This window comes from Chloroflexota bacterium (assembly GCA_016235055.1).
In the GTDB taxonomy this organism is placed as follows: Bacteria; Chloroflexota; Anaerolineae; order JACRMK01; family JACRMK01; genus JACRMK01.
This window is the reverse complement of record JACRMK010000026.1, coordinates 14,226-27,363: the sequence shown is the minus strand read 5'-3', so window position 1 is coordinate 27,363 and position 13,138 is coordinate 14,226. Positions and strand designations below refer to the sequence as shown.

Sequence of the window (13,138 nt, the reverse complement as noted above, 5' to 3'; positions counted from 1 at the left end):
CATTGAGCCGTTGTGCGTTCTGCGGATGGCACGCAACTCATGCGAAAGTCGGTCCTGCGCGCGCTTTCAATTGACTATACGAGTGCATGGCGCTGCCGGATGATTAGAGGATGATGAGAGAAGAACCGGCGGACGCGACAAAAGAAATAGCCGCTCACCTCTGCGCGGCCGGGCAAGGAAAAGCCCCGGCCCGGTCGTGCGGGTCGGGGCGTATTCGTCGCTGAAGGTTGCGCTGTCTCAGTCGGCCAGGCCCTTGACGTCGTCCTTGGCCGTGGCGGCCGCGGCGGTCTGCGGCTCGGCGCGGTGCATCTCGACCGTCTTCACCAGTTGCTGCACCATATCGTAGCTGTTGCCGACGTTCAGCTTCTGGAACAGGAACTCGAACTTCTGCTGGAGCGCCCCGCAGATCGACTCCTTCACGTTCGGCGGCAGCGCCCACAGCCGCTGCTTGAACGCGCCGATCGAGTTCTTGCGCGCCTTGTAGTAGAACTGCTCGGCGGTATCCTTCGCGCCGCGCTGGTCGGCCGCATTGGCGTCGAGCCACGCGTACATCTCCCGCTTCAGATCGGCCGGGAAGACCGGCGAGTCGAACATCATGTTCTGGAACTCGGTCGCCAGGTGCACCTCGCAGGCGCCCTCGGCCGGGAAGTTGCCGAACGCCTCGGCGGGCAGCGTGGACGCGCCGTGCTGCACCGCGCCGGCCATGCCGTACGCCTCGCGCGCGACCTGGCTCAGCTTGCGCAGCGTGGCGAAGTCGATCGCGACCTGCGCCAGCGTGCCGTCCGGCAGGACGACGCCGCCGTGCGACGTGCCAGTCTGGATCGAGATCTTGCTCATGCCAGCCAAGCCTGCCGTCGCGGCTTTGTAGCCGTCGGTGAACGCGCGCAGTTCCTCTTCGGTCGAGTTCTGCTTGCCGACCTCGCCGATCTCGCCGCCGATGGAAACGTGCAGTTGGGACGGCTCGATGCTGCGGATGGTGCGCGCGAACTCGGCGCACGTCTCGTAGTTCAACCGCTGCTGCTCCGCGACGGTGGGCTGCTTCAGGTCGACCAGCGTCGAGCTATCGATGTCGATGTTGTAGAAGCCGGCCGCGACCGCCTCGGTCGTCAGATCGCGCAGGGCCTGCAGTTCCTTCTCGCGCTCGGCGCCGCCCGCCGCGAACTTCTTGCCGTTGATCTGGAAGTGGTCGCCCTGGATGAATACCGGGCCTTTGTAGCCTTCCTTGATCGCCGCGCCGAGGACCGAGCTGACGTACTCCGCCGGACGTTGGCTCGTATAGCCGATTTCGCTGCGGGCGATCTCGAAGAGCATCGCGCCGACATTCAGCTTGAGCGCGGCGCGGAACACGGCGCGCGCCACGTCATAGGTCATCACGCGAATGTTCATGGCGGGCACGGTGAAGCTGGCGGGCGCGCGCCCGGCCCCGCGCGCCATATACAGGTCGTGGATCGACCACGGCCGCACACCTTCGTACTGCGCCAGTTCCCAGACCAGCCACTGGCAGCGCGGCCGCTCGGTGGCGTCGCCGAAATTGGCCAGCCAGACGAGTTGATCCACGTCCTTCCTGGTCACGTGATACATCGGATCGTTGTACATGGGTAAGTCCTCCAGAAATTAAGGCGCAGCACGCCCGTATTCAAATTCATTATCCGCGAATAACGCGAATCTGCACGAATAAATACGGCTGGCTTGCGCCTCGAAGTCCTTATACTAATTCAATCCGTTCATGCCCGATTCTTGTCATGCCGAGCGCGACGGTCGGACCTGCGGCCCAGCGCACGCTCCGCGCGCGAGGCATCTATAATGCAACACTTCAGATGTTTCGCGCGCGTGGCGCACTCACAAGTCAATGGTCTTGCCTTCGCGCTCAACATGACACCTTTAGACACGGTCGAGTTGAAACAGCGCTATTCGCGTTATTCGCGGATACCTATTCTATCCGCCCACACATATGACGTGCACTTCCTTCGGCCCGTGCACGCCCTTGGTCAGCGTTTGCTCGACGTCGGCGGTCTTCGACGGGCCGGTATGCAACGAAATGTTGCTCGGCAGGCGGCCGTCGCCATCGAGCCGCGCCAGCCGCAGCAGCTTCAGCGCGTCGGCCAGTTCCGGGACCAGTTGCCCGGCGTCGATGATCGCGATGTGCGTGATCGGGGCGAGGCCGGTCAGGCGGCCGTGCCGCTCGTGGTGCACCAGCAGCAGCGTGCCGGTCTGCGCGATGGCAACCTCGCATGCCGTCAGGCCGATATCGGCGGCCACGGTCGCCGCGCGGATCTGCGCGCGGTCAAGCCCGGCGCTCTGCTCCGAGCGCGTAACGCCGATACCCGCGCCGGCCAGCGCAGCGCAGGCGGCATCCAGCGCCGGATGGCTCCAGGCGACAGCCGTCCGGGCACTGTGCGCCTGCGCAATCTCCAGCGCGATGGCGGCCGCCTCGGCAGCGTCGCGGGCGGGCCGGAATACGCCGCCGGCCCCTTCCAGTGCAGCGCGGAACTGCGCGACCAGCGCGGCTTGCTGCGCAGGCAACCCGGCGTGGAACTCAGCAACCCAGCGCGCGGCGTCGGCGCGCTCGAAGCGGGGCGAGACCGTTGGGGCGGATTTGAAGCGCGCGAGAAAATCGCTCTGTTTCACCGGCGGCTCACTCCTTCCAGCGCTCGCGGAAAGTGCGCGTCGCGATCGGCGGGAAGTCGCGCCCGTGCGTCCAGCGGTTGATGAGCGGCGGCCCGCCCTGGATGCGGCCATCGCGCACGAACAGCTTCAGGCCGATGCGCCCGAAGAACACGCCGAGCCTGTACAGCAGCGGAGTGGTCATGCCGATGCGCGTCAGCCGGAACAGCAGCGCTTCTATGCGGCTGTGCGGCACGCGCTGCCGCCATGCCACCAGCATGCGCGGGATGTCGATCATGACCGGGCAGGCGTCGCGGCACGCTCCGCACAGCGACGAGGCGTGCGCCAGATCGCCGAAATCGCTCAGACCACCCAGCCCCGGCATCAGCACCGCGCCCATCGGGCCGGAGTAGCACGCGCCGTACGCGTGGCCGCTGGTCGCCTTGTAGACCGGGCAGACGTTCAGGCACGCCCCGCAACGGATGCAGTTCAGCATCTCCTGGAACTCGCCGCCGTAGAACGTCGAGCGGCCGTTGTCCATGATGACCAAATGAAACTGCTCCGGGCCGTCCACATCGTCCGCGCGGCGCGGACCGGAGAGCATCGACACATAGACTGAGATCGCCTGGCCGGTCGCGCTGCGCGTCAACAGGCTCAGCAGCACGGCGAGGTCGTCGTGCGTCGGGAGCACCTTGTCGGCGCCCATCACGGCGACGTGGACGCGCGGCGCGGAGCTGCACATGCGCCCGTTGCCCTCGTTGGTGACCAGCACGATCGAGCCGGTCTCGGCCACCGCGAAGTTCGCGCCCGTGATGCCCATCTCCGCGCTCAGGAACTTCTCGCGCAGTTCGGCGCGCGCGAAGTTGTTGATCGCGATGGCGTCGGCCTCGATCGGCCGCCCGGCCACTTTCGTGATGACCTCGGCGATCTGTTCCTTGTTCTTGTGCACGATCGGCGCGATGATGTGCGATGGCGGCTCGTGCGCCTGCTGGGCGATATACTCGCCGAGGTCGGTCTCGACGGTCTCGATGGCGGACGCCTCGAGCGCGTGATTCAGCTCGATCTCTTCGGTCGCCATGCTCTTGGATTTGACGATCCGGCGCACGCCCTCGCGCTTCGCGATGTCGAGGATGATCGCGCGCGCCTCGGCCGCGTCGCCTGCCCAGTGCACCACACCGCCGTTGCGCTCGACGTTCGCGGCCAACTGAGTCAGGTGCGCGCCGATATGCGTGACCGTCTCGTCGCGGATCGCCTTGCCGCGCTGCCGCAGCGCCAGCGGGTCGCCGGCCGCCGCCAGCGCCGTCACGCGCGCGTTGGCGAAGTAGTTCATGCCGCGCTTGAGGTTCTTCTGCAAGACGATATCGTTGAGCGCGATGTGCGCGCGATGCTCGAAGGTCGTCATGGCGTTATCCCTGCGCGTCCCCGGCCAGTACCTGCGCGATGTGCATGACGCGCATCGCCTCGCCGCGCCGCGCGATACCGCCGGCCATGTGCATCATACAGCCCGGGTCGGCCGTCACGACGATTTGCGCGCCGGACTGCTGCGCCGTCTCGATCTTCTTGGCCATGATCGCCTCGGAGAGTTCCGGCAGGCGCACGCTGAACGAGCCGCCGAAGCCGCAGCACTCGTCGGACCATGGCATCTCGATCAGTTCGGCGCCCTTGACGCCGGCCAGCGCCTGGCGCGGCTCCCGCTTCAGCCCCAGTCCGCGGCACATGTGGCAGGAGTCGTGATAGGTCAGCTTGCCGCTGAACGTCGAGTCATACACGGTCACATTGAGCACGTTGGCGAGGTATTCCGTCAGCTCGTAGCATTTGGCGGCAAAGGCGCGCGCCTCGGCGGCTTCCTGCGGGTCGTCGAACAGGTGCGGGTACTGCTCGCGGATCATGTCGGTGCACGAGCCGGATGGCAGCACGACCGCCTCGGCGTCCTTGAAGGTGCGAATCGTGTGACGCGCCACCGCCGCGGCATCGGCGCGGAAGCCGGAGTTGAAGACCGGTTGCCCGCAGCAGATCTGGTCTTGCGGGAAGCGCACCTCGACGCCGTGCGCGCGCAGGACGTTGACGGTGGCCTCGCCGACTTCGGGGTAGAACAAGTCCACAAGGCAGGTAACGAACAAGGCGACGCGATGTGCGGCCATAGACATCCGTTTCAGCAGGGGTGTAAACGCGCCCGCTGCGCGTATGCCGCGATTATAGCACAGTTGGGGCGGCCCGGCTCGCGGAATGCGCGCAAAGACCTCGCGGGTTTGCTAAACCCGCGAGGTCTGCAAACCGTGTGTCAGCGCGGGATGATCTTGAACAGCACGCGATTCTGGATGGCGAGCCGGGTCAGCAACACCGCGACGATCTGCAGCACCGAGTTGAGCGCAACATTGCCGCCGGGGTCGCCGGTCAGCCAGGGAAGCACCGTATAGAACACGATCAGCCAGAAGATATGCAGGGTATAGCTGTACAGCGAGTTTTCACCGAGCGGGTTCAGCAGCCAGCCAGCCATTTTGTGCAACGGTTTCCAGAAGAGCGTCAGGGTCAGATACATGAGCGGGAAAATGATCGCCGCCGATACCAGCCGGCCGACCCCGAGACGCCCCTTGTCAAACAGAGCCACGGCCAGCGGGTCGTCCGGATTCACCTGCGGGAAGATATAGAGCAGCAGGCCGAACGCCGCCCACAGCGCCAGGTACATCGGCCAGCGCGGCCGGTCGTTGAACCACGCGCTCGCTTCCTCGCGGTGATAGCCGAGCGCCAGCGCGCCGATGAACAGAAGCTGCCACGCGGCGATGTGGAAGATCCAGTTCCCCTCGATCTGCCACGGGAAGCGGTCCATCACCTCCGGCGCCACCTGGTACGCGCCCCAGATGCCGAGCGACAGTCCGAGCAGCGGCGCGGTTGACTTGCACTGCAGGAATGCCAGTCCGAGCGGCGCGATTACCAACAGTTGCGTGTAGAGCAGCGGGATATCGGCGAAGACAAAGGTGCGCTGCAGCGTGATGATGGAGATGATCAGCCGCCACGGGTCTTCGCCGATCGTGTACCACGACGCAAATGGCAGGTTCAGCCAGAAGATGCCGGCGACGAACAGGATCGTCAGCGGCACGGTCAGCGTGTAGAGCGTCCAGGCGCGCGCCAGCGCCTTGCGCGCCGCCGCCCGCCAGCCCTGCTTGCGCATCAGGTCGCCATACACGATGCCGACCAGCAGGCCGCTGATGAAGACGAAGCCTTCGGCGGCGGAGACGAAGAACGAGTTGCCGCCGGTCAGCGGGTGAAACCACGAGGCGCTGCCGAGGTGATCGACGATCATCGCGAAGACGGCGAAACCGCGCAGGTAGTCAAGCCGCAGATCGCGCCCGCGCCCGCCGGGGTAATACCAGTGATCGACGAGCCACCACCACGCGCGTGCGCGCGTGGTCAGGTAGTTCAGTGCGTGCATGATTATCGCTCGTGTCCGATGACGGCGGGCCGGGGCAAACTACTCAGGCGAGCCGGCCAATCGTCTTGAACGTCCCGGCCAGCGCGGGGTACAGTGAGCGGTATACGGGATAGGCGGCGGCGTAGACGGGCACAGCCGGCCCCGGCTCGACCGTTGCGGTCGTGCGCACGGTCGCCGCGCAGGCCGCATCGACATCGGCGTAGACGCCCGCGCCCACGCCGGCCAGCAGCGCCGCGCCGTAGGCCGCGCCCTCGGTGGTGTTGACGGTCGTGATCGGCGCGTCGAACACGTCGGCCAGCAGTTGCCGCCAGAGCGTGCTGCGCGCGCCGCCGCCCGACGCGCGCACCTCGCGCACCGGCAGACCGGAGGCCAGCAGCAGTTCCAGCGCATCGCGCAGGCCGAAGGTGACGCCTTCCAGCAGCGCGCGGATCAGGTGCGCCTTGCCGTGGCGCAGCGTCAGCCCGATATACGCGCCGCGCGCATCCGGGTCGGCATACGGCGTGCGCTCCCCCGACAGATACGGCAGGAAGAACAATCCTTCACTACCGGCGGGCGCCTGCGCGGCAAGCGCGGTCAGCAGGTCGTATGCGTCGGCGCCGGTCGCGGCGGCCTGCGCGCGCTCGCCCGCGCCCAGCGTGTCTCGGAACCAGCGGAACGAGCCGGCCGCAGACAGCATCACACCCATCAGGTGCCAGCGACCCGGCACGGCATGGCAGAACGCATGCAGGCGGCCCTCCGGCGCGACGGCGAACTGCTCCGTCGCGGCGAACACGACGCCCGATGTGCCGAGCGTGACAGACACGACGCCCGCGCGCACGATGCCGCTGCCGATCGCCTGCGCGGCCTGATCACCCGCGCCGCCGACGACCGGCGTGCCAGCCATCAAACCGCTTTCAGCGGCCGCCGCGGCGCTGATGCGCGCGCAGACCGCCGGCGATTCGAACGCGTCGGGCAGCCAGCCGCGCGGGATGTCGAGCGCGGCCAGCATCTCCGCCGACCAGTCGCGCCGGCGGACGTCGAACAGCGCCGTGCCCGACGCGTCGGCCACATCGGTCGCCAGCGCACCCGTCAGCCGGTAGCGCACATAGTCTTTGGGTAGCAACACGTGCGCAATGCGCGCATAGACGTCCGGTTCGTGCTCGCGCACCCAGACGATCTTCGGGGCGGTGAAGCCGGGCAGCACCGGGTTGGCGATCAGGTCGAGCAGGCGTTGCGCGCCGATCTGCCGCGTGATCGCTTCGCACTGCGGCCCGCTGCGCTGGTCGTTCCACATGATGCACGGGCGCAGCGCGTCGCCGCGCGCATCGAGCAGCACCAGGCCGTGCATCTGTCCCGTCAGCCCGACACCGGCGACCGCCGATGTATCGCGCCCGTCGAGCACGCGGCGAATCGCGGCGATTGTCGCGCGCCACCAACCGGCAGGCGACTGCTCGGCCCAGAGCGGCTCAGGCGTGTCGAACGCGTAGCTCTCGGTGGCCGATGCGACCACAACGCCATGCGCATCAATCAACAGCGCTTTAGCGCCGGTCGTGCCGACATCGATGCCGAGCAGCATGGTCATCGCTCAACCCACGCGCCGGATATCCGGATCGGTGAAGATATCAAACTCGTCACGGCTGCGCGTCGAGAACTCGGAGACGATCGCTCCCTGGGGACCGGCCTGGAACCAGTGCAGTGTATTGGGCGGGATCGTGTACTGCTCACCCGGACGCAGCACGACTTCGTGCCAGACTGTGTAATGTGGTGCGCGATTCTTCGGCGGCTTCGCTTTGGGCCGGGCGGCCGGCGTGCCTGCGACGTACAGGTAGGCAGTGCCCCAGCGGCAGCGGAACGTCTCTTCCTTGCCAGGGTCGTTGAACTGCGGCAGCGGCGGATGGCGGTGCTCCGGGAAGTTCTGGCGCGGGAGTAGCACCAGTTCTTTTGAACAGCAGCGCTCGGTATTGATGTAGACGACGAGCGATAGCCCGATCTCATCGAAGCGGCCGAGGCCCACATCGGTCGCCTCGATATGTGCGGCTTCGTCGCGCGTCAAAACAATGCCGGCCTGTTTGAGGGCGGCGGCCGTGCGCTTGCGCGCGGCGCTCAGTTGTTTGGGCGTGAGCATGGCGTACCTCGCAGAGTATTGGCGTCAGCGCGATTATAACAAGAGACGCCGCCAGGACGAAAGCGCCGGCGGGCGACACCAGCAATTCTCAATTTGGCTTTGGACGGGTACTTTTCAATGCCGCTTGCGATGCGCTGGCCCGCCGAAGAAGTGGCGCTGCCCTCCCCCCGACCCCCTCCCAACGAAGTTGGGCCGCGAGATTCATAGGGGAGGTGCGCGGCGGCGCAGCCGCCGCGCACCTCCCCGTTAGCTTTTCCCCTTCTCCCCCGCGCGCGCGGGGGAGAAGGGGCAGGGGATGAGGGGGCATAGTGGCAGCCGACTCCAAAATGAGAATTGCTGGGGCGACACACCCCAACCGGCTTGCCGCACGCGCTTGGCCGTTGCATCGCGAACAGCGCATTGTGCGCCATGGGCTATCACGCCTGTGAAGCGTTGAGCACTTTCCGCACCGTCTGAAGCAGCGAGACGGGTTTGGAGTTGCCAGCAATAACTGCCCTGTGATGATCACCGGCGCAGATCGGCTGATTAGTACAAACCGCCCCCGATTCACAAGCCATCTTTGCGAAAACAGCGCATCGTTCCTATAATGTCTGCTAATGTTGGCGCTTATCAAAAAGGGCTGGCCTGCCAGAAAAATATGCCACACTCATCAAAATCCAAGGAGCCTGAATGGTTAAGCCTGCAGCGTGCTAGTCGGATGCTGGGCGTTCACCCGGCGACCTTGCGCCTGTGGGCGGATCAAGGCAAGATTCGCGCGGCACGCACGGCCGGCGGCCACCGGCGCTTTTCGATTCAGGACGTGCAGGCGTTTGCGGCGCGCAAGAATACCGAGTCCAGCAGCAGCGCGCAGATGATCATGCATTCCACGCTGGGCCGCACGCGCATCGAAGTGACGGACGGGCACGCCAGCGACCAGACGTGGTACCGCCAGTTCGATGAAGCGGCGCGCGAGCAGCAGCGCGAGATGGGCCGGCGGCTGCTCGGTCTGATGATGCAGCACTTGAACGCTGCCGGCTCGGCGGACGACAGCCAGGCGCCGCGCGCGCATATTCTGCGCGATGCGCAGAAGCTGGGCGGCGAGTACGGGCAGGCGGCGTCGCGCCAGGGGCTCTCGCTCAGCGACGCCATGCGCGCATTCCTGTTCTTTCGTGATTTCATGCTGGAAAGCGTAGTGCAGATGCGCGAGATCGCCGCGGGCGGCGCTCCCGACGCCACCGTCACCACGTATCGCGTCATCAACGGCTTTGCCAATGAAGTACTGATATCGATGGTCGCGGCATTTCAGAGCGCCGCAGTGCCGGGTTCCAACGCATAGACTGACGAGGCTGCTTGCATGACCATTAACCAGATTCTGCCGTTCATCACGTCGGCCCTCATGGGCGTCTTCGCCGTGTGGGTGCTGTCGAAGTGGGCACAGCGCCAAGCCATGCACAATCTGATGTGGGGCATCGGCCTGGCCATGTTTGCAATCGCCTCGTTCTCGGAAGCGTTGCTGGGGCTGGCATACAACGATCTGGCGTTTCGACTGTGGTACCTGTGCGGTGCGGTGCTTTCGGCGGCCTGGATCGGCCAGGGCACGGTGTTCCTGATGCTGGGCCGGGTGTGGGGCCTGCGCACGCTCGTCCTGCTGGTGCTTGGCAGCCTGGTCGCGCTCGGCATCCTAGTCACGACGCCGCTCGATCCGGCGCATTTCAACCCGGCGCGGCCGGTCAGCGACCAGTATTCGACGCGCGAGATTGGCCCGAACGACAAGGCGCCGGCCGGCGCGACGACCACCCAGATCACCTACCAGGGCAAGCAGATCACGGTCGTGCCGGGGCTGGTGCCGCTCGGCGCGCCGCTGCGCCTGACGACGCCGATCTTTAACATCTACGGCTCCATCGCGCTGATCGGCGGCGCGCTGTACTCCGTCTGGCAGTTCTGGCGGCAGCGGCAGATGGGCAACCGCATGGTCGGCAACCTGCTGATTGCGGCGGGCGCCATGGCCATTGCATCGGCCAGCACCCTTGCACGCCTGGGGCTGGGCGACTTCCTCTTCATCGGCGAGTTTGTCGCCGCCGTGATTATGTTCACCGGATTCGTCGTGTCCGCGCGGCGCGATGCGCCGGCTGCCGCCACGGCGCCTGCACACTCGTAACCTTCAACTCGACTTTGCAACACGGCCCTCGGCCACCCGACCGAGGGTGTTTTTATTGGCGGCGGCCAGTTGGCCGCGTTTGCTATCGGCGGTACGATAGCTTCTGCTCTGGAGCCACCCCGCCATGCGTCGCGCCATGCGCGGGTAACGACCACCATCGCAGGTCAATTTGCACAGGGAGGATAGCATGGCAGAACACGCTCACCCGCACCAGGTGCTCCTGAACCAACTCCGGCAGGAGTACGCCGAGATCTTCACGCAGTCTGCGCAGGGAGTGTACGTCTACATGGACGACCCGCATTGGATTGGCAACGACCGCCTCGCCGCCATGTTGGGGTATGCGTCGGCGCAGGAGCTTCACGACGCCACGGCCAACAGTTCGTTCCTCGATACGCTGGTTGCCCCCGAAAGCCGGCAGCGCGTCGTCGAAAACTATCAGAACGTTGTCAACAAGAAAGTCGGCGCCGACATCCGCGTGACCATGAAGAAGAAAGATGGCGCCACCTTCCAGATCAAAGCCATCTTCGTGCCGATCATGTACCAGGGCACGCTGATGGCGCTGCACTTCCTGAGTCCCGCCTAGCACGACTCGGCTCCAGATCCGCGCCGTGCCGACCGGCGCCCCATCGAAGCGCGACCGACAGCGCGGCACTGCACGAACAGGGCGCATCCTACTTTGCAGGATGCGCCCTGTTTTCCAGGTCGCCTATGGTGTGTTTCACGCAGGCTTGCGCGCACCCCTCAACGCACTCAGCATGTCGATTGTCATCCAGCCAAACAGCGCGGTTTGCACAGCCGCATTGATCAGCCGGGGCGCGGCCAGCCCCGGGCCGCCGTAGATCTCCTCGCCGGGAAAGCCGAACGCCTGCACCAGCGCCGGGTCGTGGAGCGCCATGTTGGCCAGCGCCGTGAGCGCCAGCGCCCCGTACAGCCGCCACGATGCGCGCCCGCCCGCGCACGCCAGCGCCAGCGGCGCAAACAGCGGCAACGCATGGTTTTCGTGAATCTGCGACAGCAGCATAAAGAACGCCAGCGACTGGTAGGCGGCCGCCAAGTCCAGTGACGCGCGGTTGCGCCACGTCACCGCAACCGACAGCAGGGTCGCCAGCCCGAACAACGCAAAGCCCCAGATGCGGAACGGTACGCCTGCAAGCCCGTTGGTGTCCGGCTGCCAGCCCTGCCCGGCCGTGAGCAGCCACCAGAGATTGTGCGCGTTGACCGACAGGTACGGGTGATACTGCGCCGTCTGTGTGTACTGCGCAATCACGCCGCCGAGCATGCCGGCCGCGAGGAACGGCGCGACGACCACAAGCCAGGCCAGCAGGCCGGCCGCCGCGAAACGCAGCAGACCGCGATCGCGCCAGGCATTGAGTGCAGGCAGCGGCGCAATCGCCAGTGCCTGCGGCTTGGTCGTCAGCGCCAGCGACAGCGCCGCGCCGGCCCAGCCCGGCCAGCGGCGCGCCGAGGCCATGACTGCGAGCAGCATCCAGAGCGCGTGGATCGCCGCCGTCTGCCCCCAGTACGCCGAGTCGAAGATCAGCGCGGGGTTGAACAAATACAGCGTAACCGGCAGCCACCAGCGACGGTCATCCGCGCGAAATGTCGCGCGCAGGATAAGCGCGCCGGCGACCAGGTCGGCCAGCAGCGTGGGCCAGCGCATGAGAAAGCGCAGCAGCGCCGGATCGTTGAGCCAGGTCGGGGGGAAGAGCGGTGAGAACAGTTCGCGGTACAGCCAGCCGACGACGGCAAACGGATACAGCAAGAACGGCGGCGTGTTCGGCGGAGGCACCTCGCCAAGAGTAATGTACGCTGAATGAATGCCGTAGGTAACGGTCTTCCAGGCCAGCGACAGGTAAATTTCGACATCGCCCTCGTAGCCGCGTCCGAGGCCGAGCACAAGCCGCACCAGCGCGGCGGCAGCGAACAGGAGCAGCGCAAATCGCCAGCGGTGCGAGCCCAGCGCCGCACGCGGCGCGATCCACCCCACGAGCCCGGCGGCCAGGCCCAACGCGAGCGCCGCGAGCCACGCCAGCGACAGCCACCACCCTGCCGCTGCCCGGTCGGCCAGCACAGCGACGGCAACGACGGCCCATACCAATGTGGCGAACCATAGGAAGGGCCCCGAAAGCTGAAGCACACGTTCTGTCATTGCGAGGAGCGCCGTTTGCGACGAAGCAATCTCATCACCCTGGAGAATCAGATTGCTTCGTCGGCCAAAACCGCCTCCGCGCCTCCCTATGCCACGCGCCGGAGGCGCGTCGGCGCGGTTTCGCCGCGCGGCATAGGGCAATGACGGCGTGGCGGCCGCACTGGCGATCGTGAACGCACCGGCCAGCGACAATGCCATCAACAGCAGCTTGAGCGACGGCAGCGCGAAGCCGCCCTGGGGCTCCAGCCAGAGATCGAAGACGCGCACGCCGAGTTCACGCGGGTCATTGGTAGGCGTGAACGTCTGCGACTCGATATCGATGCGCGCATCGCCGTTCACGCCCAATTGTCCCGGCGCGATGTCGAAGGCGTATTCGCGCTCGGCGTTCGCTGCGATGGCCGACACGGCCGGCGCGCCGTTGAGCGAGATTGTGAGCGACGGGCCTGCACTGGCGCCCGGGCGCGACCCGCTCAGGCGAATTGCACCGTGCCACGCTTGGTTGCCGCCGCCCAGCCCGCTCAACCAGATCGTGGAGTGCGCCTGCGTCCAGCGGTAGCCGCGCTCGGCGTCGTAGAAGTTGGCGAGGAACGGCGCGGCGTCTTCCGCGCCGACGGCCAACTCGACGCGCCGCGGCGACTGAAACGCCGCCGCGAACGCGATCAGCGCAACACAGAAGAGGATGAACGGCAGGCGGCGCAGCATGTCCGCACGGGC

11 protein-coding genes are annotated in these 13,138 nt (G+C 66.3%); 3 read left to right on the top strand and 8 right to left on the bottom strand.

Annotated features, from left to right (window positions below; all coding sequences use genetic code 11):
- Positions 1 to 237: 237 nt before the first annotated feature.
- The 7 genes from HZB53_06925 to HZB53_06895 form a co-directional block, all read right to left on the bottom strand.
- Positions 238 to 1,596, bottom strand: a complete 1,359-nt coding sequence (locus HZB53_06925) for a class II fructose-bisphosphate aldolase (GenBank protein ID MBI5877365.1) — start codon at positions 1,594 to 1,596, stop codon at positions 238 to 240.
- Positions 1,597 to 1,935: 339 nt separating this feature from the next.
- The gene (locus HZB53_06920; protein MBI5877364.1) at positions 1,936 to 2,628 is read right to left on the bottom strand and encodes a lactate utilization protein; all 693 of its coding nucleotides are present in this window, start codon (positions 2,626 to 2,628) and stop codon (positions 1,936 to 1,938) included.
- A 7-nt stretch (positions 2,629 to 2,635) separates the two neighbouring features.
- The gene (locus HZB53_06915) at positions 2,636 to 4,006 is read right to left on the bottom strand and encodes an iron-sulfur cluster-binding protein (protein ID MBI5877363.1); all 1,371 of its coding nucleotides are present in this window, start codon (positions 4,004 to 4,006) and stop codon (positions 2,636 to 2,638) included.
- A gap of 4 nt (positions 4,007 to 4,010) precedes the next feature.
- Positions 4,011 to 4,745 carry a (Fe-S)-binding protein gene (locus tag HZB53_06910; GenBank protein ID MBI5877362.1) on the bottom strand — a complete coding sequence of 245 codons (735 nt, stop codon included), beginning with the start codon at positions 4,743 to 4,745 and terminating at the stop codon, positions 4,011 to 4,013.
- Positions 4,746 to 4,885: 140 nt separating this feature from the next.
- The gene (gene opgC, locus HZB53_06905; GenBank protein ID MBI5877361.1) at positions 4,886 to 6,034 is read right to left on the bottom strand and encodes an OpgC domain-containing protein; all 1,149 of its coding nucleotides are present in this window, start codon (positions 6,032 to 6,034) and stop codon (positions 4,886 to 4,888) included.
- Between the two features lie 43 nt (positions 6,035 to 6,077).
- On the bottom strand, positions 6,078 to 7,595 hold the full coding sequence (xylB, locus tag HZB53_06900) for a xylulokinase (protein MBI5877360.1): 1,518 nt from the start codon (positions 7,593 to 7,595) through the stop codon (positions 6,078 to 6,080).
- A 3-nt stretch (positions 7,596 to 7,598) separates the two neighbouring features.
- Positions 7,599 to 8,138 (bottom strand): D-lyxose/D-mannose family sugar isomerase, encoded by a 540-nt coding sequence (locus tag HZB53_06895; GenBank protein ID MBI5877359.1) that lies wholly within the window; start codon positions 8,136 to 8,138, stop codon positions 7,599 to 7,601.
- 637 nt (positions 8,139 to 8,775) lie between these two features.
- Here HZB53_06895 and HZB53_06890 point away from each other — a divergent pair.
- The 3 genes from HZB53_06890 to HZB53_06880 all read left to right on the top strand — a co-directional run bounded on the left by HZB53_06890 (position 8,776) and on the right by HZB53_06880 (position 10,858).
- Complete coding sequence (locus HZB53_06890; protein ID MBI5877358.1) at positions 8,776 to 9,453, top strand: helix-turn-helix domain-containing protein; 678 nt, start codon at positions 8,776 to 8,778, stop codon at positions 9,451 to 9,453.
- An 18-nt stretch (positions 9,454 to 9,471) separates the two neighbouring features.
- Positions 9,472 to 10,275, top strand: coding sequence for a hypothetical protein (locus HZB53_06885; GenBank protein ID MBI5877357.1), 804 nt, complete (start codon positions 9,472 to 9,474; stop codon positions 10,273 to 10,275).
- A gap of 187 nt (positions 10,276 to 10,462) precedes the next feature.
- Entirely contained in the window at positions 10,463 to 10,858 is a 396-nt protein-coding gene (locus HZB53_06880; protein MBI5877356.1) for a hypothetical protein, read from the top strand.
- A gap of 135 nt (positions 10,859 to 10,993) precedes the next feature.
- Here the strand turns inward: HZB53_06880 and HZB53_06875 are convergent, their stop codons facing one another.
- The gene (locus HZB53_06875) at positions 10,994 to 13,126 is read right to left on the bottom strand and encodes a DUF2029 domain-containing protein (GenBank protein MBI5877355.1); all 2,133 of its coding nucleotides are present in this window, start codon (positions 13,124 to 13,126) and stop codon (positions 10,994 to 10,996) included.
- Positions 13,127 to 13,138 lie beyond the last annotated feature (12 nt).

What these genes read in the sequence shown, in the direction of transcription:
- HZB53_06885 (MBI5877357.1), top strand. Translation starts at nt 9,472, where the DNA reads ATGACCATTAACCAGATTCTGCCGTTCATCACGTCGGCCCTCATGGGC.
- xylB (MBI5877360.1), bottom strand. Translation starts at nt 7,595, where the DNA reads ATGACCATGCTGCTCGGCATCGATGTCGGCACGACCGGCGCTAAAGCG.
- HZB53_06910 (MBI5877362.1), bottom strand. Translation starts at nt 4,745, where the DNA reads ATGGCCGCACATCGCGTCGCCTTGTTCGTTACCTGCCTTGTGGACTTG.
- HZB53_06915 (MBI5877363.1), bottom strand. Translation starts at nt 4,006, where the DNA reads ATGACGACCTTCGAGCATCGCGCGCACATCGCGCTCAACGATATCGTC.
- HZB53_06895 (MBI5877359.1), bottom strand. Translation starts at nt 8,138, where the DNA reads ATGCTCACGCCCAAACAACTGAGCGCCGCGCGCAAGCGCACGGCCGCC.
- HZB53_06890 (MBI5877358.1), top strand. Translation starts at nt 8,776, where the DNA reads ATGCCACACTCATCAAAATCCAAGGAGCCTGAATGGTTAAGCCTGCAG.
- HZB53_06875 (MBI5877355.1), bottom strand. Translation starts at nt 13,126, where the DNA reads ATGCTGCGCCGCCTGCCGTTCATCCTCTTCTGTGTTGCGCTGATCGCG.
- HZB53_06880 (MBI5877356.1), top strand. Translation starts at nt 10,463, where the DNA reads ATGGCAGAACACGCTCACCCGCACCAGGTGCTCCTGAACCAACTCCGG.
- HZB53_06925 (MBI5877365.1), bottom strand. Translation starts at nt 1,596, where the DNA reads ATGTACAACGATCCGATGTATCACGTGACCAGGAAGGACGTGGATCAA.
- opgC (MBI5877361.1), bottom strand. Translation starts at nt 6,034, where the DNA reads ATGCACGCACTGAACTACCTGACCACGCGCGCACGCGCGTGGTGGTGG.